This window comes from Aureimonas sp. SK2 (assembly GCF_029813115.1).
GTDB lineage: Bacteria > Pseudomonadota > Alphaproteobacteria > Rhizobiales > Rhizobiaceae > Aureimonas.
The window spans coordinates 85,144-111,115 of sequence record NZ_JAPZDS010000004.1 but is presented as its reverse complement, the minus strand read 5'-3'; the positions used below and the strand labels follow the sequence as shown (position 1 = coordinate 111,115).

The window sequence follows — 25,972 nt, the reverse complement described above, 5'->3', positions numbered from 1 at the left end:
AAGGTTCCTCATGTCCGAAGACCTCTTCCTCAAGGCCCGCGCGGCGATGAAGAAGTGCCACGCACCCTATTCCAACTTCCCGGTCGGAGCCGCGCTGCGCACGGAGGATGGGCGCATCTATGCGGGCTGCAACATCGAGGTCGTGAGCTTCCCCGAGGGCTGGTGCGCCGAGACGACGGCCATCGCCCACATGGTGATGGACGGCGGCGGCAAGATCGCCGAGATCGCGGTGGTGGCGGAGCGCCTGCGCGCCTGTTCGCCTTGCGGCGGCTGCCGCCAGCGCATCGCCGAGTTCGCTCGGCCCGAGACCCGCGTCTTCCTGTGCGATGCGACCGAGGGTGTGGTCGAGACCGTGCTGATGGACGAGCTTCTGCCGAAGGCCTTCCCGAAGGACGCCGTCCGATGAGCGAGCTGGCCGAAGCACTCCGCTCGCATCTCGGCGCCCGCGCGCCCCGCGTCGCGCTGGTGCTCGGCTCGGGCCTTGGCGCGCTGGTGGGGGCGGTGGCCGACCCGAAGCGCATTCCCTATGCCGCGCTGCCCGGCATGCCGGTCTCGGCCGTCAGCGGCCATGCGGGCGAGGTGGTGATCGGGCATCTCGCCGGCGTCGAGGTCGTGATCCTGTCGGGACGCATCCACTACTACGAATCCGGCGATCCGGCCGCGATGCGCCCGGCGCTGGAGGCGTTGAAGGCAGTCGGCATCGAGATCCTGATGCTGACCAACGCCGCTGGATCGGTCAATCCCGGCATCCAGCCGGGCGAGGTCATGCTGATCGAGGACCATATCGCGTTTTCCGGTCGCAACCCTTTGATCGGCGAGCCTTCGGATGCGCGCTTCGTCGGCATGACCACGGCCTACGACGAGGCCCTGCGCAGGGCCATGCTGAATGGGGCGGCCAAGGCGGGCGAGGCGCTGCACCGGGGCGTCTACCTCTGGTTCTCCGGCCCGTCCTTCGAGACGCCGGCCGAAATCCGCATGGCGAAGGTCCTGGGAGCGGATGCCGTGGGCATGTCGACCGTCCCCGAGACGATTCTCGCGCGCTTCCTCGGCCTTCGTGTCGTCGCGGCCTCCGTGATCACCAACATGGGCGCCGGCATCACCGGCAACGAGTTGAGCCATGCGGAAACCAAGGAGGTCGCCCCGCTGGGCGGCGCCCGGCTCGCGCGCATCCTCACGCAGGCCCTGCCGGACATCGCCGCCTGATGCTGCCCCAGGAGATCATCCGGCGGAAGCGCGACGGGCATGCGCTTTCCGGCGCGGAGATCGCGGATTTCATCGCGGGCGTGGCCGAGGGGCGCGTCGGCGAAGGCCAGATCGCCGCCTTCGCGATGGCCGTCTTCCTGCGCGGCATGGATAAGGCGGAGACGGTCGCGCTGACGTTGGCCATGCGCGATTCCGGCGAGGTGCTGGACTGGTCGGATCTGCCGGGTCCGGTCCTCGACAAGCACTCCACCGGCGGCGTCGGCGACAACGTCTCCCTCATGCTCGCACCGATCCTGTCCGCCTGCGGCGCCTACATCCCCATGATCTCGGGGCGCGGCCTCGGCCATACCGGCGGCACGCTGGACAAGCTGGAATCCATCCCCGGCTATCAGGTGACGCCGGACAGCGAGACGCTGCGCCGCGCGGTACGCGAGGCCGGCTGCGCCATCGTCGGCCCGAGCCGGCGCCTCGCGCCCGCGGACGGGCGCATCTACGCCGTTCGCGACATCACGGCGACGGTGGAATCGATCCCGCTGATCACCGCCTCCATCTTGTCCAAGAAGCTCGCATCGGGCATCGGTACGCTGGTACTCGACGTAAAGACGGGCTCCGGCGCCTTCATGGCCGAAGCCGACGACGCACGGGCACTGATGCGCGCATTGGTCGACGTCGCCAAAGGAGCGGGCTTGCGTTGCACGGCGCTCCTCACCGGGATGGACGAGCCGCTGGCCCGCGATGCCGGCAACGCGCTGGAAGTCGCCAACGCCATCCGCTTCCTCACCGGCGAGCGGCGCGATGCGCGCCTGGAAGACGTGACGCTGGCGCTGGCCGGTGAAGCCCTCGCGGCCGGCGGCCTTGCGCGGACGGCGGTCGAGGGGAAGGCGGCGGCACAGACGGCGCTCGCCGAGGGTCGGGCGGCGGAGCGCTTCGCGCGGATGGTGGCGCTGCTCGGCGGGCCGGCGGATCTCGTGGACAATCCCGGCCGCTCCCTGCCCACCGCGCCCGTCGTTCGAGCGGTCGAGGCGGCGGAAGCGGGCGTCCTTGCGGCGATCGACACGCGTGCGCTGGGGCTCGCGGTCGTGGAGCTTGGCGGCGGGCGCACCCTGCCCGGCGATCCCGTCGATCCGGCAGTCGGGCTTGCGGCGATCGCGCCGCTCGGAACGAGCATCCGGCCGGGCGAGCCGCTCTGCTTGATCCACGCTCGCAGCCAGGCGGCGGCGGATTGCGCGGAGGCGCGCGTGCGCTCGGCCATGCGCCTGGGCGAGAGTGTCGAGCCGGCGTCGCCGGTGATCGAGCGCTTCGGCTGAACGCCTACATGACGACGGGCAGCCAATAATAGACCGCCAGGGTGATCAGGATCACCGACAGGACGTTCAGCCAGACGCCGGCCTTGGCCATGTCGGCGACGGACAACTCGCCGGAGCTGAAGACCGCGGTGTTCGGGGGCGTCGCGACCGGCAGCATGTAGCACGACCCGGCCGCCAGCGCCGTGGCGGCCATCAGCGGCAGCGGGTCCATGCCCACGGCAGCCCCGAGCCCGATGCAGAGGGGCAGCACGAGGTTGGACACCGCCGTGTTGGACAGGATTTCGGTCATCGCCAGCACGATCACCGTCAGGAGCCCGATCACCAGAAAGGTCTGATAGCGTTCGAGCACCGCCAGCGAGACGGCGATCCAGTCGTTGACCCCTGCGGCCGAGAAGCTCACCGCAAGCGCCAGGCCGCCTCCGAATAGGAGAAGGATGCCCCACGGGAGCTTGCGCATGTCCTTCCAGTCGAGAATTCGACCGTTAGGGTCGCGAGAGGGCAGGGCGAAGAGCGACACCGTCGCCAGCATCGAGATCGTCGCGTCGTGCAGGAAGCCGAGTCCGATGGCCGACTTGAAGATCCAGAGAAAGGCGGTGGCAAGGAACACCGCGCCCACGATCTTCTCCTCCATGCCGATGGGGCCGAGCTTGGCAAGCTCCTCGCGCACGAAGTCGACCGATCGTCCCGTCGAGCCCTTGCCCTCGATCCGGAAGGCGATGCGCGTGAGGTAGACGTAGAGGAAGCCGAGCATGATCAGTGCGAGGGGGCCGGCGAACAGAAGCCACTGCGCGAAGGTGACGGTGCGTCCGAGCTCCTCGCGCGCGATCGCGGCCAGAAGCGCGTTGGGCACGGCGGCGACGAGGGTCGCCAGTCCGCCGATCGTCGCCGTGTAGGCCACCGCGAGCAACAGGCACTTGGCGAAACGCCTGGCGTCGCTCTCGTCCAGAAGCGCCTTCTCGCGCATCTCGGAAATCAGTGCGAGAGCCACCGGCAGCATCATGAGGGCGGTCGCGGCATTGGAGATGAAGAGGGTGAGAAGGCCGGTGGCCAGCATGACGCCCAGCACGATCCGCCGATGCGCTGTGCCGACGGCGTTGATGATCATCAGCGCGATGCGCCGGTGAAGACCTCATTTCTCGATGGCGAGCGCCAGCACGAAGCCGCCCATATACATGAAGATGACGGGGTTGGCGTAGGCGGGAGCGATGGCGTCGATCGGCGCCGCACCGATGATCGGCAGGAGGAAGAGCGGGATCAGCGCGGTGGCGGGCAGCGGCAGGGCTTCGGTGATCCAGTAGACCGCCATCACCGCCGTCGCGGCGAGAACCGCTCGCCCTTCGTAGCCGAGACTGTCGCCGGGTATGAGGGCGTAGAGGAGAAGGCCGAGCGCGGGTCCGGCCACGAGTCCGAACAGCATTGTGTTCGTATAGGCGGGCGAGGCGTCGTCCTTGCCTGTTTCCTTTGCCGCAGCGCCGATAGTCGTCATCCAAGGAGCCCTCCCATCCCTTCTAGAATGTTTGGCTGGCTCCGTATTCAAGGCTCAGAGGTCGAGATCGCGAAAATGTTCCTCGGATTCTCGGATCAGCGAGGGGAGGCGCCGTGAGGCCGGCGGCGCGGTCGCGCCTAATCGTCAGTTCAGGACGCGCCGGTCGGCCGGAGCGTCGAGCGAGAAGGCGGGGATCTCCACCTCGAACAGGCTGCCGTCGATCGACTGCATGCGGTAATGCCCGCGCATGATGCCCGACGGGGTCGGAAGCGGGCAGCCGGACGTGTAGGTGAAGCTGTCGCCGGGCTCCAGGATCGGCTCCTCGCCGACGACGCCCGGCCCTTCCACGACCTCCTGGCGCCCGCGCGCGTCGGTGATCAGCCAGCGCCGCGCGCGGAGCTGCACCGTCTCGCGCGAACCGTTCTCGATCTCCACGCGGTAGGCGAAGACCCATTGCCCGGCATGCGGGTCGGACTGCTCGCTGAGATAGGAGGGCGTGACCCTCACGGTGATGTGGCGCGTCGTGGCCTGATACATGGCGGCGGGTGCGTTCGGGCGTCCAAGGCGTCGGAACGCCGCAATCCGCAGAGGAATGCGGCGAAACCGAGATGAGGGCTCAGATCGCGTCGAGCGCTCGGGACACGTCGTCCACGAGGTCGTCCGCGTCCTCGATGCCGACCGACATGCGCAGGAGGCCCGGGCCGATGCCGAGTTCGGCGCGCGCCTCGTCGGTCAGGCTCTTGTGCGTCGTGGTGGCGGGATGGGTGATCAGGCTCTTGGCGTCGCCGAGATTGTTGGAGATCTTGATGATCTCCAGGGCGTTGGAGAAGCGGAAGGCCGTCTCCTTGCCGCCTTCGAGGTCGATCGCCAGCAGCGTCGAACCGCCCTTCATCTGGCGAGCGATCACGGCCGCGTCCGGATGGTCGGCGCGGCCGGGATAGATGACGCGACCGACCTTGGGCGAGGCGGCCAGCGCGTCGGCGACCTTGGCGGCGTTGGCCGTCTGCTGCGCGACGCGCAGCGGCAGCGTCTCCAGGCCCTTCAGCAGGCACCAGGCGTTGAACGGCGAGAGCGAGGGGCCGGTGTGGCGGAAGAAATCCTGCAGCTCCTCGGCGATCCATTGGGCGTCGGACAGGATGACGCCGCCAAGGCACCGGCCCTGGCCGTCAATATGCTTGGTGGCGGAATAGACGACGACGTCGGCGCCGAGCTCCAGCGGCTTCTGCTGCATCGGCGTCGCGAACACGTTGTCGACGATCAGCCGGGCGCCCGCCTCGTGGGCGATGTCGGCGACGGCGCGGATGTCGATCACTTCCAGCGTCGGGTTGGTCGGGCTCTCCAGGAAGAAGAGCCTGGTTTCGGGCCGCACGGCGGCCTTCCACTGCGCGAGGTCGCGCCCGTCCACCAGCGTGCAGGCGACGCCCGCACGGCCGAGCACGGTCTCGATGATGTAGCGGCAGGACCCGAACAGGGCGCGCGCGGCGACCACGTGGTCGCCCGCCTTGACAGAACACTGGAGCGCCGCCGAGACGGCGGCCATGCCCGACGCCGTGGCGCGCGCGTCCTCGGCGCCTTCCAGCGCCATCATCCGCTCCTCGAACATGCGCGTCGTCGGGTTGGCGTAGCGCGAATAGACGAAGCCCGGCTCGTCGCCCTTGAAGCGGGCCTCGGCGGCTTCGGCGCTCGGATAGACGAAGCCTTGCGTCAGAAACAGCGCCTCGGACGTCTCGCCGAAGCCGGAGCGCATCGTGCCGCCGTGGACCATGGCGGTCGCCGGTCGCAGGGCTCGGGGCGCATCGTTCTTCTTCAGCATGGGATGTCTCCGGGGCCGGCTTATCGAGAGAACAAACGCGATAAGGCCGCTCGGAACAACGCGAAACGGCCTTTAGCGACTTGTTTTACGTGGCTGCAAGCCGGCCGGCAAATCACCACGAACGGCTGCGAGCCTTAATCCTAACGCCGGCCGAAATCAATCGCCCGTTTCCAAGCCTCGCGCGGCCTGCTAACGCCTGTGCCAGCTTGGAGTTGAGTTCATGGCCGCCGGCATCCTTCCCGATCGCGACATCGCGCGTCTGTCCGCCGAGGGGCGCATCCCCTGCGAGCGCCCGTTCGACGCCGATCAGGTCCAGCCGGCGAGCCTCGACCTGCGGCTGGGCGCCAAGGCCTACCGGGTGCGCGCGAGCTTCCTGCCCGGTCGGGGCAACCCGGTGGCGGCCAAGCTGAGCCGCCTGTCCATGCACGAGATCGACCTGGCGGGCGGGGCGGTCCTGGAAACCGGCTGCGTCTATGTCGTGCCTCTTCAGGAAGGGCTGGACCTGCCGTCGGAGATCCGTGCGGCCACCAATCCGAAGAGTTCCACCGGCCGGCTCGACATCTTCACTCGCGTCCTTGCCGACGGTGCGCAGGAGTTCGACAAGATCCCGGCCGGCTACCAGGGGCCGCTCTATCTCGAGATCAGCCCGCGCACCTTTCCGATCGTGGTGCGCCCCGGCTCGCGCCTGACGCAGATCCGCTTCCGCACCGGCGACGTGTCGCTGGCCGAAGGGGAACTGGCCGCCCTGCACCATGCCGAACGTCTGACCAGCGCATCCGACGCCAACATCTCGGGCGGCGGCATCGCCCTGTCGATCGACCTCGCCGGCGACGAGACCGGCCTCGTCGGCTATCGCGGCAAGCGGCACACCGGCGTCGTCGACGTCGATCGGCGCGGCGCGCTGGCCATGCTCGACTTCTGGGAGCCGATCCGACGCGGTGCGGTCGGCGAACTGGTGCTCGACCCCGACGAGTTCTACATCCTCGTCTCCAAGGAAGCGGTCCATGTCCCGCCGGCCTATGCGGCGGAAATGACGCCGTTCGACCCGCTGGTCGGCGAGTTCCGCGTCCATTACGCCGGCTTCTTCGATCCCGGCTTCGGCCATTCCGCGGCCGGCGGGTCCGGGAGCCGCGCCGTGCTGGAGGTGCGCAGCCACGACGTGCCTTTCATCCTGGAGGACGGCCAGATCGTCGGTCGCCTCGTCTACGAGCGCATGTCCGGTCTTCCCGACCGGCTCTACGGCGCGGACCTGAAGTCCAACTACCAGGCGCAAGGGCTCAAACTCTCCAAGCATTTCGCCTGAACGGCGCTTGACGGCCCCAGGGCTTGCGGGCAGTGTCCGTCACGAGCGCGGGCGTAGTTCAGCGGTAGAACGCCAGCTTCCCAAGCTGGATGTCGTGGGTTCGATCCCCATCGCCCGCTCCACCCCTGCCGGATTTCCAAACTCATCTGCAGCTCGGGCATCCGCATTGCGGCGTCGGGCTGCGCTCGGATTCGCAAGAAATTGTGATCCCCTGCGGTTGATCTTGTGCGTTCCTGACATAGGAGCTGCATGGTCCATTAGAATTGTAGCAACTCCAGAGTGCGATCATACCCGTCTGTGTCGTGGGGATGATCCAAGATGTTTCGTAGACTGTCGCTTCCGGTCAAGCTGACCGCGATGTTGGCGATGAGCCTCCTGCTGGTGACCGTGGTCGTCAGCGTTTCGGGCACCGCGCTCCTCAAGGCCGACGCCGTGCAGCGTGCGGGCGAGCGCCAGGAAGTGAACATGCGGGTCGCCTGGGATGTCCTGGCCTCCTACGGCAAGGTCTTCAGCCGCAAGGGCGATGTGCTCTACGCCGACGCGACGGCGCTGAACGATTTCAGCGAGGCCGTGGATCGCATCAAGGGTCTCGTCGGTGGCACCGCAACGATTTTCCTGGGCGACAAGCGCATCGCGACCAACGTCAAGAAGCCCGACGGCACACGGGCGGTTGGGACGCAGCTTGCGCCCGGTCCCGTCTACGACGCGGTTCTGAAGGCGGGCAAGCCGTTCCGCGGGCAAGCCGACATTCTCGGCACGCCGTTCTTCACCGCCTACGACCCGATCCGCAATCCCGCCGGCGAGGTGATCGGCGTCCTCTATGTCGGCATTCCGCAGGCGGAGTTCCTGGCTTCCATCGCGAGCGTCCAGTCCAAGCTGATCGCGATCTGCGTCGGCGCGGCGCTTCTGATCGGCCTCGGCTTCCTTGTTGCGACGCGCCGCTTGATGGCGCCCCTCAAGCCGCTGATCGAGACGATCGCCGACGTCGCGGCCGGCCGCACCGAGCGCCCGGTCGGCGGCATGAACCGCGGCGACGAGATCGGCCGTATCGCCCGGTCGGTCGAGGAACTGCGACAGGCGCGCATCGAACAGGCGCGCCTCGCGGCCGAAGCCGACGCCGCGCGCCGTGCCCAGAGCGAGCAGCGCGACCGCCAGTCGGCGATCGACAGCGCCAAGGCGGAGGACCTGCGCGCCTTCGTCCATGCCGTCGAGGCCGGCTTCACCAGGCTCGCCGCGGGGGATCTGACGGCCCGCATGGACCGGGCTGTCGCGCCCGAGTTCGAGCCCATTCGCGCCCAGTTCAACCAGTCCGTCGCCCAGCTCGAGGACACGATCGGACAGGTCGTCTCCGCCGTCGGCGCCATGCGATCGGGCCTGTCCGAGATCACGGTGGCCGCCGGCGACCTCTCCCAGCGCACCGAGCAGCAGGCGGCAAGCCTTGAAGAGACCGTCGCGGCGCTCGGCGAGGTGACGCGCGGCGTCGGCGACACGGCCGCGCGCGCCGACGCCGCCCGCCAGTCCGCCGCCACCGCCTGCCGCGAGGCCGAGCGCGGCGGCGAGGTCGTGGCGCGTGCCGTCTCGGCCATGAGCGAGATCGAGGCCTCCTCCCAGCGCATCGGCAACATCATCGGCGTCATCGACGAGATCGCCTTCCAGACCAACCTCCTGGCGCTGAACGCGGGCGTCGAGGCCGCGCGGGCCGGGGAAGCCGGCCGGGGCTTTGCGGTGGTGGCGCAGGAGGTGCGCGGGCTCGCCCAGCGCTCGGCGGAGGCTGCCAAGGAGATCAAGGCGTTGATCCAGGCGTCCGGCGACCAGGTGTCGTCGGGGGTGGAGCTGGTGACGGCGTCCGGCCGGAGCCTGGAGGCGATCGTGACCCAGGTCGGCGGAGTGGCGCAGGCGATCGCGGAGATGGCGGACGCGGCGCGCGAGCAGGCGGTGTCGTTGAAGGAAGTGTCGACGGCCGCCGATCAGATGGACAAGGTCACGCAGCAGAACGCGGCCATGGTCGAGGAGACGACGGCCGCCGCGCAAGGCCTGTCGGGGGAGACGGAGGCGCTGGCCGGGCTCGTCTCGCGCTTTGCCACTGGCGGATCGGCGGCGGGCGCGGCCCGCTCGCCCGCAAAGGCCCGGACGGCTCCGGGGCGCCCGGCCGCCGCGGCTCACGCCCCCGCGCGCCCCGTACCGCAGATGCGGTCCACCGGTCGTGGCGGCGCGGCGCCGAAAGCCGCCCAAGCCGAGGACAGCTGGGAAGAGTTCTGAAACCCAAAGTCTGCAATCTCTGCAATCGTTTGCCACCGCGCCTCGAAAGGGGCGCGGCGGTTCGGCGTTTCAGGCGCCTTCGCCCTCGAAACCGAGCCCGGCTTCCACCGCGGGCTGGCTGGTAAAGCCTTCGAGGCCGCCGCGCAGCTTCATGTCGCGCTCGATCTCCAGCGGCGAGACGGCATAGGCGGACAGGAGTTCGGCCAGCGAGCGAAGGGCGTGGATGTGGATGCGCTCCCATCCGTGCGAGGCATCGACGCCGAAGGTGACGAGCGCGGTGCGCACGTCGTGGCCGGCCACAACCGCCGAGGCGGAATCCGAGCGGTAGTAGCGGAAGACGTCCTTCTGGAAGCGGATGTCCTCCTCGCGGCAAAGCCGCACGAGCTTGCGTGTCAGGTGGTAGTCGAAAGGGCCGGTCTGGTCGGCCATGGCGACCGTCACGCCGAACTCGGCCGAGTTCTGTCCCGGCGCCGATGTGCCGTTGTCGACCGCCACCATGGAAGCGACCTCCGGCGTCAGGATCGAGGCCGCGCCGACGCCCACTTCCTCCGCGATGGTGAAGAGCCAGTGCGTGTCGACGGGCGTGACGGACTTCTCGCGCTCCAGCGCTTCGATCGTGGCGAGCATCACGGCGACGCCCGCCTTGTCGTCGAGATGGCGCGAGACGATGAAGCCGTTGTCCAGGAACTCGGGCTGCGGATCGATCGCCACCGTGTCGCCGACGTCGATGCCGAGCTTCAGCGTGTCCTCCTGGCTGCGGGTGTGGTCGTCGATGCGCAGTTCGACATGGGGCCAGCCGACGGGGGCGGTGTCCACCTCCTCGTTGAACGTATGGCCGGAGGCCTTCAGCGGTAGGATCGTGCCGCGGAAGGTCTTGTCCTCGGCCATCACCGTGGCCCGCGCGCCTTCCGCGAAGCGCGCCGACCAGTGGCCGATCGGCACGAGCTCCAGCCGGCCGTTCGCCTTGATCATCTTCACCTGGGCGCCGAGCGTATCGACATGGCTGACGATGGCGCGCGCCGCCGCCCGGCGGCTGCCCTGGCGCACCGCCCGGATAGCCCCGCGCCGCGTCAACTCGACCTCCAGCCCCAGCCGCTGCAGCTCCTCGCTGACATGGCGCACCACCGAATCCGTGTAGCCGGTCGGACTCGGGATGTGGAGGAGCGCATGGAGCTGGGCGAGGAGGTAGTCGGTGTCGATCGTGTGGCGGGCCATGGGTCCTGTCAGTTGGAGATGCGCCGCTTGGCGCGAAGGGTGCGCACGGAGGCCGGAATGGAGAGCGGGAACAGGAGGTCCACGAAGCGCTCGGCCGTCGGCTGCGGCTCGTGATTGGCCAATCCCGGCCGCTCGTTCGCCTCGATGAAGACGTAAGCCTCCTCGCGGGCATCCTTGATCATGAAGTCGATGCCGCAGACGGGAATATCGATGGCGCGCGCCGCCGCTACCGCCGCCTCGACGAGGCGGGGATGGACGATGTCGGTGACGTCGTGGATCGTGCCGCCTGTGTGGAGATTGGCCGTCCGGCGGACGGTGACGTTCACCCCTTCCGGCACCACGTCGTCCCAGCCGAAGCCGGCGGCCCGGAGCGTGCGCTCGGTCTCGGAGTCGAGCGGCACCTTGGACTCGCCCGATGTCGCAGCCGCACGCCGGCGCGACAGGCGCTCGATCAGCTCGCGCGCCGTGGAGCGCCCGTCGCCGGTGATGCAGGGCGGGCGACGGATGGCGGCGGCCACCAGCTTGAAGTCGATGACGACGAGACGCAGGTCCTCGCCGGAAAAGCACGATTCGACCAGCACCCGGTCGCATTCGCGCCGGGCGATGTCTATGGCGGCCTTCACATGGTCGAGCGTCTCCAAGCCGACGGCGATGCCGCGCCCCTGCTCGCCACGCGCCGGTTTCACCACGACCGACCCGTGCCTGGCTAGGAACGCCTCGATCGCCGCCTCGTCGTCGCCGGCGACGATCTGCTCGGGCACCGCGACGCCCGCTTCCTCCACCAGCCGCCGCGTGACGCTCTTGTCGTCGCAGATGGAGAGGGCGACGGCGGAGGTGAGCTCCGAGAGGCTCTCGCGGCATCGGAGCGTTCGGCCGCCATAGGTCAGGCGGAAGAAGCCGCCCTTGGCGTCGAGGATCTCGACATGGATGCCGCGTCGGCGCGCCTCGTCGATGATGATGCGGGCGTAGGGATTCAGCTCCTCCTCGACGGAGGCCGCGCCGGTGAAGAGACGCTCGTTGATCGAGTTGCGGCGCTTCACCGCGAACATCGGCAGCCGCTCGAAGCCGAGCCGCTCATAGAGCGCGATGGCCGGCTCGTTGTCGTGCATCACCGAGAGGTCCATCCAGGCGCAGCCGGCGTCGCGGTAGTGCTCGGCCAGCCCCCGGACCAGCGCCTCGCCGATGCCGGGCGGAGCGGCCTGCGGGTCGATCGCCAGGCACCAGAGCGAGGAGCCGCGCTCCGGGTCGCCGAAGGCGCGGCCGTGATGGACGCCGGTGACCGTGCCGAGCACCGCGCCGGACGCTTCGTCCTCCGCCACGAGATAGGTCAGGACCTCGTCCGCGCGGTGGCCCCAGAGGAAGTCGGGATCGACCGGCACCATGTTGCGGGCGCGATAGATGCGGTTTACCGCGCTCGTGTCCTCGGCCCTAGCCAGCGGGCGCACGATGAAGCCGTGCGGTCGGCGCTCGGGCTCGGCCAAGGCCGACAGCGCGAGCCGGTAGGTATGGGACGGGTCGAGGAAGAGATCCTGCGGCGCCTGGGCGAGGAGGACGTGCGGGTCGCTGACGTGGAAGGCGATGTCGCGACGGTCCGGCCCTTCCTCCTCGAGATTGCGCGCGAGTTCGGCGGCTTCCGCGAATGTCTCGGCGAAGACGAGGCGGCCCCAGCCGCAATCCACCACGGCGTTGGGATGGGCGGCATTCATAGGCCCTGCTCCTGCAGCCAGAGTTCCAGAAGCGCCGCCTGCCAGAGTTCGGAGCCCTGGAGCGGCGTGATGTGGGAGGCGGGGTCGGCGAACAGCCTGTCGAGCCAGGCGGGCTCGAACAGGCCGCGCTCCTGCGCCTTTTGCGATCCCATCGCGTCGCGCACCATGTCGAGCGTCGGGCCGGCGAGGTACTTCAGCTGCGGAACGGGGAAGTAGCCCTTCTTGCGGTCGATCACCTCGTGCGGGATCACGAGGCGCGCGACGTCCTTGAGGATGCCCTTGCCGCCGCCCTTGAGCTTCTCGGCAGACGGCACGCGGGCGGCGAGTTCGGCCAGTTCGTGGTCGAGGAAGGGCACCCGCGCCTCCAACCCCCAGGCCATGGTCATGTTGTCGACGCGCTTGACCGGGTCGTCCACCAGCATGACCTGACTGTCGATGCGCAGCGCCTTGGCGACGGGATCATCGGCGCCGGGAAGGGCGAAGTGGTCGCGCACGAAGGCGCCGCTCGCGTCATGCCCGGCGTGCCAGCGCGGGCGGAGCAGGCTGGAAAGCGTCTCGTGGCTGCGGTCGAAGAAGGCTTGCCTGTACGTTTCGAAGGGGTCCTGCGCCCCGGCCATCGGCGGATACCAGTGGTAGCCGGCAAAGATCTCGTCCGCGCCCTGGCCGGACTGGACGACCTTGATGTGCTTGGAGACCTCGCGGGACAGAAGGTAGAAGCCGATATTGTCGTAGGAGACCATGGGCTCCGACATGGCGCGGATCGCGCCCGGCAGCTCGGTCAGAAGTTCGTCGCCGGGCACGAAGATCTTGTGATGCCGCGTGTCGTAGTGGCGGGCGATGAGGTCGGAATATTCGAACTCGTTGCCGACCTCGCCATTGGCGTCCTCGAAGCCGATCGAGAAGGTGGAAAGGCCCGTCTGCCCGGCCTCGGCGAGCAGCCCCACGATCAGTGAGGAATCGACGCCGCCCGACAGGAGCACGCCCACCGGCACGTCCGCCACCATGCGCCGCTTCACGGCGAGGCGCAGCGCGTCGAGCACCATGTCCCGCCACTCGTCGCTCGAACGGTTCTCGTCGCCGGGAGCGAGGCCAAAGGGCGGAGACCAGAAGGTCTCGTCGTCGAACCGCCCGTCCGGCTCGATCATCCGCGTCGTCGCGGGCGGGAGTTTCCGGACACCCTTGAGGATGGTGAGCGGGGCCGGCACCACGGCGTGGAACGTCATGTAGTGGTGGAGCGCCGCCGGATCGATGGACGTATCGACCTCGCCGGTCGCGACCAGCGCGGGGAGGGAGGACGCGATGAGCAGGCGCTCCGGCGTCTGCGACAGGTACATCGGCTTGATGCCGAAGCGGTCGCGCGCCAGCATCACCCGGCCGCTCTCGCGCTCATGGACAGCGAAGGCGAACATGCCGTGGAAGCGCTTCACGCAGTCCCGGCCCCAGGCGTGGTAGGCCTTGAGGATGACTTCCGTGTCGCCGTGCGAGAAGAAGCGGTAGCCGAGGTCCTGCAACTCCCGGCGCAGCTCGGGGTAGTTGTAGATGCAGCCGTTGAAGGCGAGGGTGAGCCCGAGGTCGGGATCCTCCATCGGCTGGGCGGCCTTTTCCGACAGATCGATGATCTTGAGGCGGCGATGTCCGAAGCCGACGCGCCCGCGCAAGACCATGCCGGAGCCGTCCGGGCCGCGGGGGCTGAGGCATTGTCCCATGGCGGCGATGCGCTCGGGGGAGGCGAAACCGCCGTCGAAGCGGATCTCACCGCAGATGCCGCACATGGGCCTATCCTTCTTATGCGTCCTTCTGTCGTCTGCACATAGGCCACGCTGCGCTGCGGCAACCCCGGCGCGACCCTTGGCGGTTCGCAGCCGGGCGACTATGACCGGCCTGGAATGGTTCGAAGGGAACGCGACAGGTGAGCCGGGACGACGAGGACGCGCTGCGACGGCGCCTTGTGCCGATGGATGTCTATCGGGCCTATCTGGACGGCGAGCCCTTCGTCTCCGGTTGGCTGACGGTGGACCAGGGCATGATCGACCGCTTCGCCGACGCCACCAACGACCATCAGTTCATCCACGTGGACCCGGAGCGGGCCAGGGCGGAGACGCCTTTCGGCGGGACGATCGCGCATGGGTTCCTGTCCCTGTCGCTCCTTTCGACGCTCGCCTACGACGCCATGCCCGGCGTGGAGCGCACCCGCATGGGCGTGAACTACGGGTTCGACGAGGTGCGCTTCCTGACGCCGGTCAAGAGCGGGGCGCGCGTGCGCGGCCGCTTCCGGCTCGCGGCGCTCAAGGAGCGCGCGGTGAGCCTCCAGTCCACCTGGGAGGCGGCGGTCGAGATCGAGGGCGCGCCCAAGCCCGCCCTCACCGCACGCTGGATCACGCTCGCGGTGCTCGATCCGCCCGCCGACGAAACCGAAGGAAACTGACCCATGAGTGATACTCCGTCCTGGCCCCGTGCGGTGCTGTTCGACCTCGACGGCACGCTGGTGGACTCGCTGCCCGACATCCACGCAGCGCTGAACCAGACGCTGGAGAGCCTCGGCGAGCCGCCCTTCACGTTGGAGGCCGTCGGCCGCATGGTGGGGCAGGGTGTGCAGGTGCTGGTCGGCCGGGCCTACGAGGCGCTCGACAAGGAGATCGATCTCGCCACGCGCGACAAGATCGCCGAGCGCTACCTTGCGATCTACTCCGCCCGCGCCACGGAACTGACGACGCTGAACGCCGGGGCGACGGACTGCGTGCGGATTCTCGCCGAGCGCGGCATCCCGCTCGGCGTCGTCACCAACAAGCCGGGCGCCGAGACCGCCGACATCCTGGCCCATTTCGGTCTCGCCGACCGCATGGCCGTGGTGGTCGGCGGGGATGCCGGCCCGCGCAAGAAGCCCGCGCCCGATCTTCTGATCCACGCCTGTCGCGAACTGGGGATCGAGCCGGGCCAGGCCCTCTTCGTCGGCGATTCCGAGAACGACGTGGAAGCCGCCAAAGGCGCGGGCATGGCCGTGATCGCGATGCGGGGAGGATATACCGCCACTGGCGTCGAGGGGCTCGGCGCCGACCTCGTACTCGACCGGCTGGACGAAATCCCAGGCCGCCTCACGGACCTCGCCCCTCCGGCGGCCTGAATTTCGCCGGAAATTCGCCGCGTTCCCGTCGCCGTTCCATTATCGGAGGTTATCTACCGGTTATGGCGGGTCGACACCCGCGCGGGGACCGGCGAGGCGACATGGCGACGGACGCAACAGGTGAACCGGGGCTCAATCGGTCGGTCGGGCTGTTCCAGGTCACGCTGCTCGGCCTCGGCTCCATGCTGGGCGCGGGCATCTACGGGCTGATCGGCGAAGCGGCGAGCGAGCTCGGCAGCGCGGTCTGGGTCGCCTTCATGGTGTCCATGGTGGCCGCGCTCCTGACCGGCCTGTCCTACGCATCCATTGCCTCGCGCTACCCGCGCGCCGGCGGGGCCGCCTATGTCACGCAGCGCGCCTATCGCCACCCGCTCCTGTCCTATACGGTGGGCCTCGCAGTGGTCTGCTCGGGCCTCACCTCCATCGCGACGCAGAGCAACGTCGTCGCCCGCAACTTCGCGAGCGTCATGGGCATCGACACGCCGCAAAGCGTGCTCGCCATCGGCTTCCTCGTCATCCTGGCCGGCATCCTCTTCCGCGGCATCACGGAATCGCTTTGGCTCAACGCCGTATGCACGATCGTGGAGGCTTTCGGCCTGATCCTCGTCATCGCCGTCGGCGTCTCCTACTGGGGCAACGCCAATCTCCTGGAGTTGCCGACGGGCGGGGAGGGCGCGGTGGACGGGTCGGCCATGCTCCTCGTCGCCCAAGGGGCCGTCCTGACGTTCTTCTCCTTCATCGGCTTCGAGGACATGCTCAACGTCTCGGAGGAGGTGAAGAATCCCGAGCGGACCATGCCGATCGCCATGATCTCGGCCATGCTGATGGCGACCGTGATCTATATCTGCATTGCCATCACCGCCGTTTCGGTCGTGCCCTGGCAGGAACTTGCCGAAGTCGCCGGCCCGCTGACCCTGGTGGTGGAGCGCGCGGCGCCCTGGTTCCCGACCGGTATCTATGCCGGCATCACCATCTTCGCCGTCGCCAATACCGCGCTCGTCAACTACGTCATGGCCTCGCGCCTCCTCTACGGCATGTCGCGCCAGGGCCTGATGCCGAAGGCGCTCGGACGCGTCCATGCCACGCGCCGCACGCCCTATGTCTCCATCGCGGCCCTGCTCGCGATCGTCATCCTCCTGTCGCTGGTCGGCGACATCGGCGCGCTGGCCGCGTCCACCGTGCTCCTGCTCCTGATCGTCTTCACGGTGGTGAACATCGCGCTGCTCGTGCTCCAGCGGCGCAAGGGCGAGGCCAAGGGCCAGTTCGAGGTGCCGTCCTTCGTGCCGGCGCTCGGCGCCCTCGTCTGCGCCTCGCTCATCGTCGTGCGCATCGGGCAGGGCGAGTGGACCGCACCGATCATCGCCATCGGCCTGATCGTGGCGATCGTGGTTCTGTATTTCCTCACCGGCGTCGGCCGTTCCGGCGGCATCGACCGCTTCATCGAGAGCGAGGCCGGAAACTGAGAATGCCGCGCGGTCCGCTGTTGTCTGGAATGGTTCTACATTGGAGCGATTCGAGATTACTTGCCGCCGCCTCGTTTCGACTTGGCCTTTGCCTGTCCTTGCGTTGACTTGCGCAGGCGCGAAGGCTACTCACCCGACCGTAGCGCCCGATCACGAACGTGTCAGATGCGGGCCGGCTCGGAGGGGCGAATGATCTCGACCGGTTCGTTGAAGGCATGCGTGCTCGCTTCGGCCTATGCGCTCGCGGCCTTTCCCGCCCATGCCGAGGCGCCCGATCCGGCGGCCGTGGTCCGGACCTATGCCGACATCGCGCTCGCCACCTACGAGGACGCGCTGACCGGCGCCAAGGCGTTGAACGAGGCGACGGACGCCCTGATCGTCAACCCGACGCAGGCGAACCTCGAAAAGGCGCGGATCGCCTGGCGCGCCGCGCGGCCCGCCTACCAGCAGACCGAGGCGTTCCGCTTCGGCAATCCCGTGGTCGACGACTGGGAGGGCCGGGTGAACGCCTGGCCGCTGGACGAGGGGCTGATCGACTACGTCGCCCCGTCCTACGGCACCGGTTCGGACGTCAACTCGCTCTATGTCGCCAACGTCATAGCCAACCGGCAGATCACGATCGGCGGCGAGGTGGTCGACACGAGCGAGATCACGCCCGAGCTCCTGCGCGACAAGCTGCAGGAGGCGGGCGACGTCGAGGCCAATGTCGCGACCGGCTACCATGCGATCGAATTCCTCCTCTGGGGGCAGGACCTCCACGGCACCGGGCCGGGCGCCGGCGAACGGCCCGCCAGCGATTATTCGCGCACCGAATGCACCAACGGCAACTGCGACCGGCGCGGCGAATATCTGAATGCTGCGACCGACCTCCTCATCGCCGACCTCGAGGAGATCGTCGAAAACTGGCGTTCGGGCGGAGCGGCGCGCGCCGTGGTCGAGGACGATCCCGCCAGGGGCGTATCTGCGATCTTTACCGGCCTCGGCTCCCTGTCCTACGGCGAACTGGCCGGCGAGCGCATGAAGCTCGGCCTCCTCCTGCACGACCCGGAGGAGGAGCACGACTGCTTCTCCGACAACACCCATGCCTCGCACTTCAACGACGTGATCGGCATCCGCAACGTCTATACCGGCCGCTATGTCCGGCTCGACGGCTCGGTGATGGAGGGTCCGTCCGTGTCGGCGCTCGTCGCCGCCAAGGACCCGGCCGCCGACGCGGAACTGCGCGCGCGCATCGAGGACAGCGTCAAGGCGATGGGCGCGATCGTCGCGGCAGCCGAGGACGGCGAGGCCTACGACCAGCAGATCGCCGAGGGCAACGAGGCCGGTAACGCCCGCGTCCAGGCCGCGATCGACGCGCTGGTCGCGCAGACGCGTGCCATCGAGCGCGCCGTCGCGGCGACCGGCGCCGGCGGCGTGTCCATCGAGGGCTCCGACAGCCTCGACAACACGGACGCGGTCTTCCAGTAGGCTAGGGCCTGCCGAGAACGGCCATGAGCTCCCTACGCGGAGCCCTCCTGCTCGGGCTTGTCGCGCTGGCGGGCCTCGCGCCCCCGGCGCTCGCCGTCCTGGCGCCCGAGCGCACCGACCTGACCCCGACCGACCTTGCCCGCGTGCGCGCGGTGACGAAGCCGACCGCCGACTTCTCGAAGCCGGAAAAGTTCGAGGAGATGCAGGGCGGGGCGGGCACCAGCCGCAAGCTCGTCAACCGCGACAGCTTCTCTCAGGCCCCCGCCAATGTCGGCTTTGCCGGCGAGGACCGGTTCAAGCTCGGCAACGCCCTGTTCCGCAAGCTCTGGGTCTCCTCGCCGTCCTCCACCGCCGCGTCCGACGGGCTCGGGCCGCTCTTCAACGCGCGGTCCTGCCAGAGCTGCCACCTGAAGGACGGGCGCGGCCATCCGCCGGTGGCCGGCGAGGACGCGACGTCGATGTTCCTGCGCCTGTCGCGCCCGGCCGAGACGGAGGAGGAGCGCCGGAGCCTCGCCGACCGGGCCATGCTGCGCCTGCCCGACCCGACCTATGGCGGCCAGCTCCAGACCTTCGCCGTGCCCGGCCTGAAGCCGGAAGGGCGGATGCGGATCGACTACCGCGAGGTTCCGTTCCGCCTGCCCGACGGGACGGAGGTCTCCCTTCGCCATCCCACCTATTCCGCCGTCGATCTCGGCTACGGGCCGCTCGGTCCCCACACGATCCTCTCGCCCCGCAACGCCCCGCCGATGATCGGGCTGGGCCTGGTCGAGGCGATCCCGGCCGAAGACATCCTGGCGCAGGCCGACCCGGACGACCGCGATGGGGACGGCGTATCCGGTCGGCCGAGCCTCGTGCGCGACCCGAAATCGGGCGAGCCCGTTCTCGGCCGCTTCGGTTGGAAGGCCTCGGCGCCCACGGTCGAGGTGCAGACGGCCGAGGCCTTTTCAGGCGATATCGGCATCTCGACGCCGCTCGTTACCGACGCCTTCGGCGAATGCTCGATCCTGCAGATGGTCTGCCGCGACGCCCCGTCCGGCGTCCAGCCGCGGCTGGGCGAGGTCGAGGCGCCCGATCCCGTGCTGCCCCTCGTCACCTTCTACTCGCAGAACCTCGCCGTTCCCGCGCGTCGGGATATCGGCGATCCGCAAGTCCTGCGCGGCAAGCGGATGTTCTACGAAGCGGGCTGCCCGGCCTGCCACACGCCGAAATTCGTCACCAGCCGCGCCGCGCCGGACAAGCACCGGCAGTTTCAGCTGATCTGGCCCTATTCCGACTTCCTGCTCCACGACATGGGCGAGGGGTTGGCCGACGGCTCTACGGTCGGCGATGCCGGTCCTCGGGACTGGCGCACGCCCCCGCTCTGGGGCATCGGCCTGACGCAGACCGTGAGCGGCCATACGCTGTTCCTCCACGACGGGCGCGCCCGCAATCTCACCGAGGCGATCCTCTGGCACGGCGGGGAGGGGACCAAGGCGCGCGACGCTTTCGCCGCGCTGCCCGCGCCCGACCGCGCCGCTCTTCTCCGCTTTCTGGAGTCCCTGTGATGCGCCGCTTCGCCTTCCTCGCCATCGCCTTCATTCTTCCGATCCTGCCGGCGGGCGCGCAGGAGGCGCCCTCGCGCGCCGCCGTGGTGGCCGCCACGATCGACCGGGTGATCCGGCCGGGCTACGCGGCGCTGGCCGAGGCCGCACGAGATGCGCACGGCCGAGCGGAGGCGGCCTGCGCCGCGCCCTCGCCGGAGGCGCTCGCACAGCTGCGGGAGGGCTTCGCGGCGTTGGTGGCCGCTCATGCTCGGATCGAACCCATCCGCTTCGGGCCCGTCGCCGAGGACAACCGCATCGAGCGGTGGCTGCTCTGGCCCGACCGGCGCGGCATCGCGCTCCGGCAGGTGCAGGACGCGCTCGGCCGCCAGGACGCAACCGTGCTCGACCCGGCCGCGCTCGGACGGAAGAGCGTCGCGCTCCAGGGGCTGACCGCGCTCGAATACCTGCTCTACGGCGACGGCGCTCAGGCGCTGGAGACGGGCGCCGGCGATTTCCGCTGCCGCTTCGCCCTCTCGATCCTCACCCGGATGGCCGAGATGGGCGCGAGCCTCTCAGCCGAATGGGCAGAGGGCGCGCCCATCGTCCGCCGCATGACGCATCCGAGTCCGGACGACGCGCGCTACCGCTCCGACACGGAGGCGCTGGAGGAGATCTTCGCCGCCGCCGCGCATGGGCTGGAACTGGTGCGCGACGTGCGGCTGCGGCCGGGACTCGGCAAGCCCGGCGAGGAGCCGAAGCCCCAGCTCTTCCTGTTCCGCCGCTCCGGCCTCACTGGCGCGGCGCTCTCCGCCAATGTCGACGGGCTCTCGACCCTTCTGTCGGAGGGCGGCCTCTTCACCCTCCTGCCGCCCGCCTCGCAATGGGCGGGACCGTCGATCGGCCTGGAATTCGAGACGGCGGGGCGGATCCTCGCCTCGCTGGATCGCCCGGTGCCGGACCTCGTGGAAACGCCGGAGGGCCGGAGCCGGTTGGAATCGGTCGCGATCGCCGTTCGTGGCGTCGAGACGGTTCTGTCCGGCGAGGTCGCGCCCGCGCTCGGCCTGTCCGCCGGCTTCTCCTCGCTGGACGGAGACTGAGCCCGTGGCGCTGATCCGGCCGATCGAGCGGCGGACCTTCCTGAAGGCCGCAGGGGCTGCGTTCCTGTCCTCGCTCCTGCCTTCGGTGGCCGAGGCTGTGGAGCGAACGGACCTCCTGTTCGCCAGCGCCTGCGACCGGCCGGGCGGCGGTTCGGCCTGCGCCGTGTTCGACGAGCGCGGCCGCATCCTGTTCTCGCTGGACCTGCCGGACCGCGGCCACGACGTCACCTTCGATCCCCATTGGGGCCGCGCCGTGGTCTTCGCCCGGCGGCCCGCGACCTTCGCGCTCGTCTTCGATGCCCGCAGCGGGCGGCCCGAGACCACCATCGCCGCCCGCCCCGATCGCCACTTCTTCGGCCACGGTTTCTTCTCGCCCGACGGCCGGCTTCTCTATGCGACGGAGAACGACTTCGACGCCGCGCGCGGCCTGATCGGCATCTACGAGGCGACGGACGGCTTCCGGCGCATCGGCGAGTACGAGACCCATGGAATGGACCCGCACGAGGCGCTCCTCATGCCCGACGGCGAGACGATCGTCGTCGCCAATGGCGGCATCGAGACCCATCCCGACTTCGGCCGCCAGAAGCTGAACCTCTCGACCATGGAGCCCTCGCTCGTCTTCATCGGCCGGCGCGACGGGCGGCTTCTGTCGCGCCACGTTCTGCCCGCCTCGCTGCACCAGCTCTCCATCCGGCATCTGGCACTGGACGTCGGCGGCGCGGTCTGGTTCGGCTGCCAGTACGAGGGTCCGGAGGGCGACCGGCCGGCGCTGGCCGGCCGCGCCCGTCCCGGCGAGGCGCTCGAGCTCGTCACCTGGCGCGAGGAAAGCCTCGTCGGCTTCGACAACTATGTCGGATCGGTCGCCGCCTCGCGCGACGGCGCGCGCATTGCCTTCGCCTCTCCGAGGGGCAACCGCGTCCTCGTGCTGGACGCGGCCTCGGGGCAGGAGGTGGCGTCGATGCCGCTGGCCGAGGGCTGCGGCCTCGCGCCCGACGCTTCGGCCGGCGGGTTCCTGGCAACCGGTTCAGGAGGCGCGGTCGCGCACTGGCCCGAGACCGCTCGCCCGCAGAGCCACGCGGACGTCGTCTGGGACAATCACATCCTCGCCTTCGGCTGATGTCTCCTCAGAACACGATCTTGCGCGGCACGTAGCCGCCGCGCTGGACGATCGAGGCGATGGCGAGCTGCTCGCGGATCGGCTTGGACAGGATCGGCAGGACGCGGCGCTCGAACGTGTCCCGCTCGGCGGCGCTGAGAGACGCGAGGCCCTGGCGGGCGACTTGCTCGGCGATCCGCTTTTCCTCGGACCCCGTCTTGAGCAGCTTGGCTTCGACGACTTCGCGGATCAGGGCACTCAACTCGGGGTCTACGGGGCTGCTCATGCTCGACGTCCTGCACTTGTCGAGGCTCGAAGTAGGCGGACAGATGGGCCATGTCGAGGCATCTCACGCCGCCGTCAGGCCTCGGTGTGAAACTTCGCCGCAAGCGGGAGCCGATGCGCGGTTGGGTTGTTCAGGAGGGTAACCCAGAACCGTTACGGAGCCTTGAAATGAGCCAGTCCACCTTGTCCGACGGCGCCCTGTCGATCCTGGTCTTCGCGGCCTACCACTCGCTGGTCAGCGGCGAGACCGTGACGCGCGTCGTGCTCGACGACGGCAAGGGCCACAAGGCGGACGCCGAGGGCGTGCGGGAGATGGAGGAAGCGGGCCTCCTCGATCCCGACGGCGAGCGGGGCGTTCTGACCGAGGCCGGCCGCGATCGTCTGAACCGTGTGATCGAGACCCTGCGCCAAGCGGCTTGAGGCATCAGCCTTCGGCAAAGTCGCGGCGGCTGATGCCGTGCCGCTGCAGCTTGTCGTAGAAGGTCTTGCGGGGAATGCCGAGCGCCTCCACCGTCCGTCGCACGTCGCCCGCGTTCTCCGCCAGCACCTGCCGGATGGTCTCCGCCTCGAATCGATCGACGCGCTCGGGCAGCGTCAGGCTGGGGACGGGCGTATCGTCCGCCTCCGTATCCGGGTCGAGCCCCAGCGCCACGCGTTCGGCATAGTGCGTGAGTTCGCGAACGTTGCCGGGCCAGGTGTGCGAGGCCAGGCGCTGGAGGAGCGCGGGCGTGACGTCCGGCGGATCGCGCCGGAATCGCTCGGCCGCCCGGCGCAGGAAATGCGAGAACAGGAGGGGCACGTCCGAGCCGCGCTCGCGCAGCGGCGGAATGCGGACCGTCACGACGTTGAGCCGATAGAAGAGATCCTCGCGGAAATAGGCCCGTGCTTCCGGCGACCCGAGATCGACCTTGGCCGCGGCGACGACGCGCAGATCGAGCGCCCGACGCTCGTTGGTGCCGAGCGGTTCCACCTCGCGCGTTTCCAGAACGCGCAGGAGCTTCACCTGCAGGGCGGCGGGCATGGATTCGATCTCGTCCAGGAACAGCGTGCCGCCGCTGGAATGCTCGATCCGACCGACCCGGCGCTTGGCGGCGCCCGTGAAGGCGCCGGCCTCATGGCCGAAGAGTTCGCTTTCGATCACCGTTTCCGGCAGCGCGCCGCAGTTCAGCGCCACGAAGGGCCTGGCCGCGCGGCGGCTCCAGCGATGGAGGGCGCTCGCCACCACTTCCTTGCCCGACCCCGTCTCGCCCTCGACCAGGACGTCGACGTCCGCGTCCGCGATCTGGCGCAGGGTCCGGCGCAGGCGCTCCATCGCGGGGCTCTCGCCGATCAGCGGCAGGTCGTCGCCGCCCCGCTCGGCCAGCGCCTTCAGGCGGCGATTCTCCAGCACCAGCCGGCGCTTCTCGGCCGCCCGCGCGATGCTCTGCATGAGACGATCGGTGGCATAGGGCTTGGCGATGAAGTCGTAGGCGCCCTCCCGCAGGGCGTCCACGGCCATGGCGATGTCGCCGTGGCCCGTGACGAGGATCACCGGCAGGTCGGGGTCGAGCCGGCGCACCGCCCGGAAGAGGTCGAGCCCGTCCATGCCGGGCATGCGGATGTCGGTGACGAGGACGCCGGGAAATTCGGGCGAGAGCGCCGCCAGCGCCGAGCGCGCATCGGCGAAGGGCAGGGCCGTCCAGCCGGCGAGGCCGAGCGCCTGCGCCCCGGCCTCGCGCAGGTCCGCATCGTCGTCCACGAAGGCGACGGTCATGTCCTGGTCGCTCATGGGCGCGCGATCCTCAAGCTGGCGGTGAAGGTGGCACCCTCGCCGGGCCGGCTCGTTGCATCGAGCGTGCCGCCCCATTCGGACAGGATGTCCTTGGCGATCACGAGCCCGAGGCCGAGGCCGCGCGGCTTGGACGTCGAGAAGGGCGTGAAGAGCGTGGCGAGGCGGTCGGGCGGAATGCCGGGTCCGGTGTCGCGGACTGACAGCAGGATCCAACCGTCCTCGGCGGCGGTCACGATCTCGATGCGGCCGCCCTTCCGATCCTCCATGGCGTCGAGTGCGTTCTGCAGGAGGTTGACGAGCACCTGCTCCAGACGCACGCGCTCTGCCAGGACGTCGAAGCGCGCCAAGGCGGGGTCACGGGCGATCGGTATGCCCGCCGCGTCGATCCGCCCCTGCAGGACCATCACCGCCCCGTCCACCGCCTCGGCGAGGTTGACCGGCTCCAGCGGGTTGGTACCGCGCCGTGCGTGGCCCTTCAGCGTGTCGGTGATGCGACCGATCCGCTCCGTCAGGCCGACGACGTTGCGAAGGTTGCGCTGCGTGGTGGCGACGTCGCCCCGCTCCAGGAAGCGCTCGGCATTCTCGGCATAGGTGCGGATCGCGGCGACGGGCTGGTTGATCTCGTGGGCGACGCCAGCCGTGATCTGCCCGAGCGAGGCGAGGCGGTTCGCCTGGTCGAGGCTGCGGCGCAGGGCCTCGGCCCGTTCCTCGGCCATCTGGCGCGTCGCGCTTTCCTCGACCAGGAGGCGATTGGCTTCGCGCAGTTCTCCGGTGCGCTCCTCGACCCGTCGTTCCAGTTCCTGCGAGGCGGCGCGCAGCGCCTCCTGCCGAAGCCGGGTGCTGCGGCGTCGCCGCAGGAGGAGAAAGCCTCCCGTCCCCGTCGCCAGCAGTCCCGCAAGGGCCTGGAGGCGGTAGGACAGGCGGGCCTGCGCGAGGGCGGCGTCGGCCGGAACCCAAAGGTGCAGCGTCCAGGCCAGCAGTGGATCGTCCAGAGGCTCGGCGGCTTCGACGAAGCGGCCGGAATTGCCAGTGGCGGCGGCGCGCACGGTGCCGAACCGGCGCTCGATGCCGAGCGGCGTCAGGGGGGCCGCGCCGAACTGGAGGCTGTCCCGAATCCGCACGGCAAGATCGGGCGGCACGGGCGCCAGCGCGCGGTAGTGCCAGTCCGCCTCGCTCGTCGCCAGCACGATCCCGTTGGCGTCTGTGACGAAGACCTTGTCTCCCCCCGCGGCCCAGTCCCGTTCGATCGCCGAGAATTCGACCTTCAGGACGACGACGCCGAGCGCCCGGTCGCCGACGTCGACGCGGCGGGTGATGTAGAGGCCGGAGCGACGGCTCACTGTGCCGAGCGCGTACTGGGCGGCCGCGCCCGACCGCATCGCCTCCGTAAAATACGGTCGGAAAGCGTAGTCGCTACCGACGAAGCTGGTCGGCTCGGCATAGTTGCTCGCGGCGATCGTCAGGCCGGCTGCGTCGAGGAGGTAGAGAACCGTTGCGCCCGTCGTGCGCCGCAGATCCTCGAGCTTCCTGTTCACCCGGTCGACCGAAGCGGCCGCCGGGGCGGCCAGCACGTCGCGGATGTCGGGATCTTCCGACAGGATGGCCGGCACGGACCGCTGCTTATCCACTTCGCTGCGCAGGACGGCCATGGCGAGCGGCAGCGAGGTTCTGGCGCGCGCACCGAGGGTTTCGAGCGTGGCCCGATCGGCCAGGGCGCCCGCGGCCAGCCAGGTCATCACCGCCAGCACGACCAGCCCGCCCGCCGAGGCGAGGCGAAAGACCGTGTGGCGCGGGAGGGTGAGCGGGAGGGTCATGTCGTGCGGAATATCGCACAACACCTCCGGAAGGCGAGTGGAA

Annotated in this window: 22 protein-coding genes, 1 tRNA gene, 1 pseudogene and 1 riboswitch; of the genes and pseudogenes, 14 read left to right on the top strand and 10 right to left on the bottom strand. The window is 69.4% G+C overall.

Annotated elements, in window-relative coordinates; translation table 11 throughout:
- The first annotated feature begins 10 nt into the window (after positions 1-10).
- Genes O5O54_RS06815 through deoA form a run of 3 tightly spaced genes read left to right on the top strand, consistent with a single transcriptional unit; the run spans position 11 to position 2,510 of the window.
- Complete coding sequence (locus O5O54_RS06815) at positions 11-406, top strand: cytidine deaminase (RefSeq protein ID WP_279480052.1); 396 nt, start codon at positions 11-13, stop codon at positions 404-406.
- Positions 403-1,203: a purine-nucleoside phosphorylase gene (locus O5O54_RS06810; protein WP_279480051.1), complete on the top strand. Its 801-nt coding sequence runs from the start codon at positions 403-405 to the stop codon at positions 1,201-1,203. Before O5O54_RS06815 ends, O5O54_RS06810 begins: the two co-directional genes overlap by 4 nt.
- Positions 1,203-2,510, top strand: a complete 1,308-nt coding sequence (deoA, locus tag O5O54_RS06805) for a thymidine phosphorylase (RefSeq protein WP_279480049.1) — start codon at positions 1,203-1,205, stop codon at positions 2,508-2,510. Before O5O54_RS06810 ends, deoA begins: the two co-directional genes overlap by 1 nt.
- A gap of 4 nt (positions 2,511-2,514) precedes the next feature.
- On the opposite strand, the pseudogene O5O54_RS06800 reads toward deoA, so the two are convergent.
- The 4 genes and pseudogenes from O5O54_RS06800 to O5O54_RS06790 all read right to left on the bottom strand — a co-directional run.
- Positions 2,515-3,627 (bottom strand): annotated as a pseudogene (locus O5O54_RS06800) (SLC13 family permease); the annotation flags it as partial.
- A gap of 12 nt (positions 3,628-3,639) precedes the next feature.
- On the bottom strand, positions 3,640-3,996 hold the full coding sequence (locus O5O54_RS22345; protein WP_347814872.1) for a hypothetical protein: 357 nt from the start codon (positions 3,994-3,996) through the stop codon (positions 3,640-3,642).
- 144 nt (positions 3,997-4,140) lie between these two features.
- Positions 4,141-4,533 (bottom strand): Co2+/Mg2+ efflux protein ApaG, encoded by a 393-nt coding sequence (gene apaG / locus O5O54_RS06795; protein WP_279480047.1) that lies wholly within the window; start codon positions 4,531-4,533, stop codon positions 4,141-4,143.
- A 79-nt stretch (positions 4,534-4,612) separates the two neighbouring features.
- Positions 4,613-5,809: an O-succinylhomoserine sulfhydrylase gene (locus O5O54_RS06790; RefSeq protein ID WP_279480045.1), complete on the bottom strand. Its 1,197-nt coding sequence runs from the start codon at positions 5,807-5,809 to the stop codon at positions 4,613-4,615.
- A 53-nt stretch (positions 5,810-5,862) separates the two neighbouring features.
- Positions 5,863-5,938: riboswitch (SAM riboswitch) on the bottom strand.
- A 91-nt stretch (positions 5,939-6,029) separates the two neighbouring features.
- On the opposite strand from O5O54_RS06790, the gene O5O54_RS06785 reads away from it, so the two are divergent.
- The 3 genes from O5O54_RS06785 (at position 6,030) to O5O54_RS06775 (ending at position 9,371) form a co-directional block, all read left to right on the top strand.
- Entirely contained in the window at positions 6,030-7,112 is a 1,083-nt protein-coding gene (locus O5O54_RS06785) for a 2'-deoxycytidine 5'-triphosphate deaminase (RefSeq protein ID WP_279480041.1), read from the top strand.
- Positions 7,113-7,159: 47 nt separating this feature from the next.
- A tRNA-Gly gene (locus tag O5O54_RS06780) sits at positions 7,160-7,234 on the top strand.
- A gap of 196 nt (positions 7,235-7,430) precedes the next feature.
- Positions 7,431-9,371: a methyl-accepting chemotaxis protein gene (locus tag O5O54_RS06775; RefSeq protein ID WP_279480039.1), complete on the top strand. Its 1,941-nt coding sequence runs from the start codon at positions 7,431-7,433 to the stop codon at positions 9,369-9,371.
- 69 nt (positions 9,372-9,440) lie between these two features.
- Here O5O54_RS06775 and O5O54_RS06770 read toward each other — a convergent pair whose 3' ends face one another.
- From O5O54_RS06770 to O5O54_RS06760, 3 genes are read right to left on the bottom strand one after another with little or no spacing between them, the layout of a single operon-like run.
- Positions 9,441-10,586, bottom strand: a complete 1,146-nt coding sequence (locus O5O54_RS06770) for an osmoprotectant NAGGN system M42 family peptidase (RefSeq protein WP_279480036.1) — start codon at positions 10,584-10,586, stop codon at positions 9,441-9,443.
- 8 nt (positions 10,587-10,594) lie between these two features.
- Positions 10,595-12,292: an N-acetylglutaminylglutamine synthetase gene (ngg, locus tag O5O54_RS06765; protein WP_279480034.1), complete on the bottom strand. Its 1,698-nt coding sequence runs from the start codon at positions 12,290-12,292 to the stop codon at positions 10,595-10,597.
- Positions 12,289-14,064, bottom strand: coding sequence for an N-acetylglutaminylglutamine amidotransferase (locus O5O54_RS06760; RefSeq protein ID WP_279480032.1), 1,776 nt, complete (start codon positions 14,062-14,064; stop codon positions 12,289-12,291). The genes ngg and O5O54_RS06760 overlap by 4 nt, the downstream gene beginning before the upstream one ends.
- 182 nt (positions 14,065-14,246) lie before the next feature.
- Between O5O54_RS06760 and O5O54_RS06755 the strand changes: the two genes are divergently transcribed.
- From O5O54_RS06755 to O5O54_RS06725, 7 genes are all read left to right on the top strand, one after another.
- Positions 14,247-14,717, top strand: coding sequence for a MaoC family dehydratase (locus tag O5O54_RS06755; RefSeq protein ID WP_279480401.1), 471 nt, complete (start codon positions 14,247-14,249; stop codon positions 14,715-14,717).
- 3 nt (positions 14,718-14,720) lie between these two features.
- Positions 14,721-15,413 carry a phosphoglycolate phosphatase gene (gene gph / locus O5O54_RS06750; RefSeq protein ID WP_279480028.1) on the top strand — a complete coding sequence of 231 codons (693 nt, stop codon included), beginning with the start codon at positions 14,721-14,723 and terminating at the stop codon, positions 15,411-15,413.
- Between the two features lie 101 nt (positions 15,414-15,514).
- Positions 15,515-16,876: an APC family permease gene (locus O5O54_RS06745; protein ID WP_279480026.1), complete on the top strand. Its 1,362-nt coding sequence runs from the start codon at positions 15,515-15,517 to the stop codon at positions 16,874-16,876.
- A gap of 189 nt (positions 16,877-17,065) precedes the next feature.
- Entirely contained in the window at positions 17,066-18,343 is a 1,278-nt protein-coding gene (locus O5O54_RS06740; protein WP_279480025.1) for an imelysin family protein, read from the top strand.
- A 23-nt stretch (positions 18,344-18,366) separates the two neighbouring features.
- A complete protein-coding gene (locus tag O5O54_RS06735) occupies positions 18,367-19,887 on the top strand; it encodes a di-heme oxidoredictase family protein (RefSeq protein ID WP_279480023.1) in 1,521 nt (506 codons plus the stop codon).
- Positions 19,887-20,963 carry an imelysin family protein gene (locus O5O54_RS06730; protein WP_279480022.1) on the top strand — a complete coding sequence of 359 codons (1,077 nt, stop codon included), beginning with the start codon at positions 19,887-19,889 and terminating at the stop codon, positions 20,961-20,963. Before O5O54_RS06735 ends, O5O54_RS06730 begins: the two co-directional genes overlap by 1 nt.
- A gap of 4 nt (positions 20,964-20,967) precedes the next feature.
- Positions 20,968-22,080: a DUF1513 domain-containing protein gene (locus tag O5O54_RS06725; RefSeq protein ID WP_279480019.1), complete on the top strand. Its 1,113-nt coding sequence runs from the start codon at positions 20,968-20,970 to the stop codon at positions 22,078-22,080.
- 7 nt (positions 22,081-22,087) lie between these two features.
- Here O5O54_RS06725 and O5O54_RS06720 read toward each other — a convergent pair whose 3' ends face one another.
- Entirely contained in the window at positions 22,088-22,345 is a 258-nt protein-coding gene (locus O5O54_RS06720; RefSeq protein ID WP_279480016.1) for a hypothetical protein, read from the bottom strand.
- A 167-nt stretch (positions 22,346-22,512) separates the two neighbouring features.
- On the opposite strand from O5O54_RS06720, the gene O5O54_RS06715 reads away from it, so the two are divergent.
- Entirely contained in the window at positions 22,513-22,764 is a 252-nt protein-coding gene (locus O5O54_RS06715; RefSeq protein ID WP_279480014.1) for a hypothetical protein, read from the top strand.
- 4 nt (positions 22,765-22,768) lie between these two features.
- Here O5O54_RS06715 and O5O54_RS06710 read toward each other — a convergent pair whose 3' ends face one another.
- Together O5O54_RS06710 and O5O54_RS06705 are read right to left on the bottom strand one after the other, a co-directional pair.
- A complete protein-coding gene (locus O5O54_RS06710; protein ID WP_279480012.1) occupies positions 22,769-24,112 on the bottom strand; it encodes a sigma-54 dependent transcriptional regulator in 1,344 nt (447 codons plus the stop codon).
- Entirely contained in the window at positions 24,109-25,929 is a 1,821-nt protein-coding gene (locus O5O54_RS06705) for an ATP-binding protein (protein ID WP_279480010.1), read from the bottom strand. The genes O5O54_RS06710 and O5O54_RS06705 overlap by 4 nt, the downstream gene beginning before the upstream one ends.
- Between the last annotated feature and the right edge of the window lie 43 nt (positions 25,930-25,972).

Bases quoted from the DNA above. Each gene is read 5' to 3' on its own strand.
- O5O54_RS06760 (WP_279480032.1), bottom strand. From the start codon at position 14,064: ATGTGCGGCATCTGCGGTGAGATCCGCTTCGACGGCGGTTTCGCCTCC.
- O5O54_RS06745 (WP_279480026.1), top strand. From the start codon at position 15,515: ATGGCGACGGACGCAACAGGTGAACCGGGGCTCAATCGGTCGGTCGGG.
- O5O54_RS06755 (WP_279480401.1), top strand. From the start codon at position 14,247: ATGGATGTCTATCGGGCCTATCTGGACGGCGAGCCCTTCGTCTCCGGT.
- O5O54_RS06720 (WP_279480016.1), bottom strand. From the start codon at position 22,345: ATGAGCAGCCCCGTAGACCCCGAGTTGAGTGCCCTGATCCGCGAAGTC.
- gph (WP_279480028.1), top strand. From the start codon at position 14,721: ATGAGTGATACTCCGTCCTGGCCCCGTGCGGTGCTGTTCGACCTCGAC.
- O5O54_RS06740 (WP_279480025.1), top strand. From the start codon at position 17,066: ATGATCTCGACCGGTTCGTTGAAGGCATGCGTGCTCGCTTCGGCCTAT.
- O5O54_RS06710 (WP_279480012.1), bottom strand. From the start codon at position 24,112: ATGAGCGACCAGGACATGACCGTCGCCTTCGTGGACGACGATGCGGAC.
- O5O54_RS06815 (WP_279480052.1), top strand. From the start codon at position 11: ATGTCCGAAGACCTCTTCCTCAAGGCCCGCGCGGCGATGAAGAAGTGC.
- O5O54_RS22345 (WP_347814872.1), bottom strand. From the start codon at position 3,996: ATGACGACTATCGGCGCTGCGGCAAAGGAAACAGGCAAGGACGACGCC.
- O5O54_RS06790 (WP_279480045.1), bottom strand. From the start codon at position 5,809: ATGCTGAAGAAGAACGATGCGCCCCGAGCCCTGCGACCGGCGACCGCC.
- O5O54_RS06705 (WP_279480010.1), bottom strand. From the start codon at position 25,929: ATGACCCTCCCGCTCACCCTCCCGCGCCACACGGTCTTTCGCCTCGCC.
- O5O54_RS06785 (WP_279480041.1), top strand. From the start codon at position 6,030: ATGGCCGCCGGCATCCTTCCCGATCGCGACATCGCGCGTCTGTCCGCC.
- O5O54_RS06770 (WP_279480036.1), bottom strand. From the start codon at position 10,586: ATGGCCCGCCACACGATCGACACCGACTACCTCCTCGCCCAGCTCCAT.
- apaG (WP_279480047.1), bottom strand. From the start codon at position 4,533: ATGTATCAGGCCACGACGCGCCACATCACCGTGAGGGTCACGCCCTCC.
- ngg (WP_279480034.1), bottom strand. From the start codon at position 12,292: ATGAATGCCGCCCATCCCAACGCCGTGGTGGATTGCGGCTGGGGCCGC.
- O5O54_RS06715 (WP_279480014.1), top strand. From the start codon at position 22,513: ATGAGCCAGTCCACCTTGTCCGACGGCGCCCTGTCGATCCTGGTCTTC.
- O5O54_RS06810 (WP_279480051.1), top strand. From the start codon at position 403: ATGAGCGAGCTGGCCGAAGCACTCCGCTCGCATCTCGGCGCCCGCGCG.
- O5O54_RS06735 (WP_279480023.1), top strand. From the start codon at position 18,367: ATGAGCTCCCTACGCGGAGCCCTCCTGCTCGGGCTTGTCGCGCTGGCG.
- O5O54_RS06775 (WP_279480039.1), top strand. From the start codon at position 7,431: ATGTTTCGTAGACTGTCGCTTCCGGTCAAGCTGACCGCGATGTTGGCG.
- deoA (WP_279480049.1), top strand. From the start codon at position 1,203: ATGCTGCCCCAGGAGATCATCCGGCGGAAGCGCGACGGGCATGCGCTT.
- O5O54_RS06730 (WP_279480022.1), top strand. From the start codon at position 19,887: ATGCGCCGCTTCGCCTTCCTCGCCATCGCCTTCATTCTTCCGATCCTG.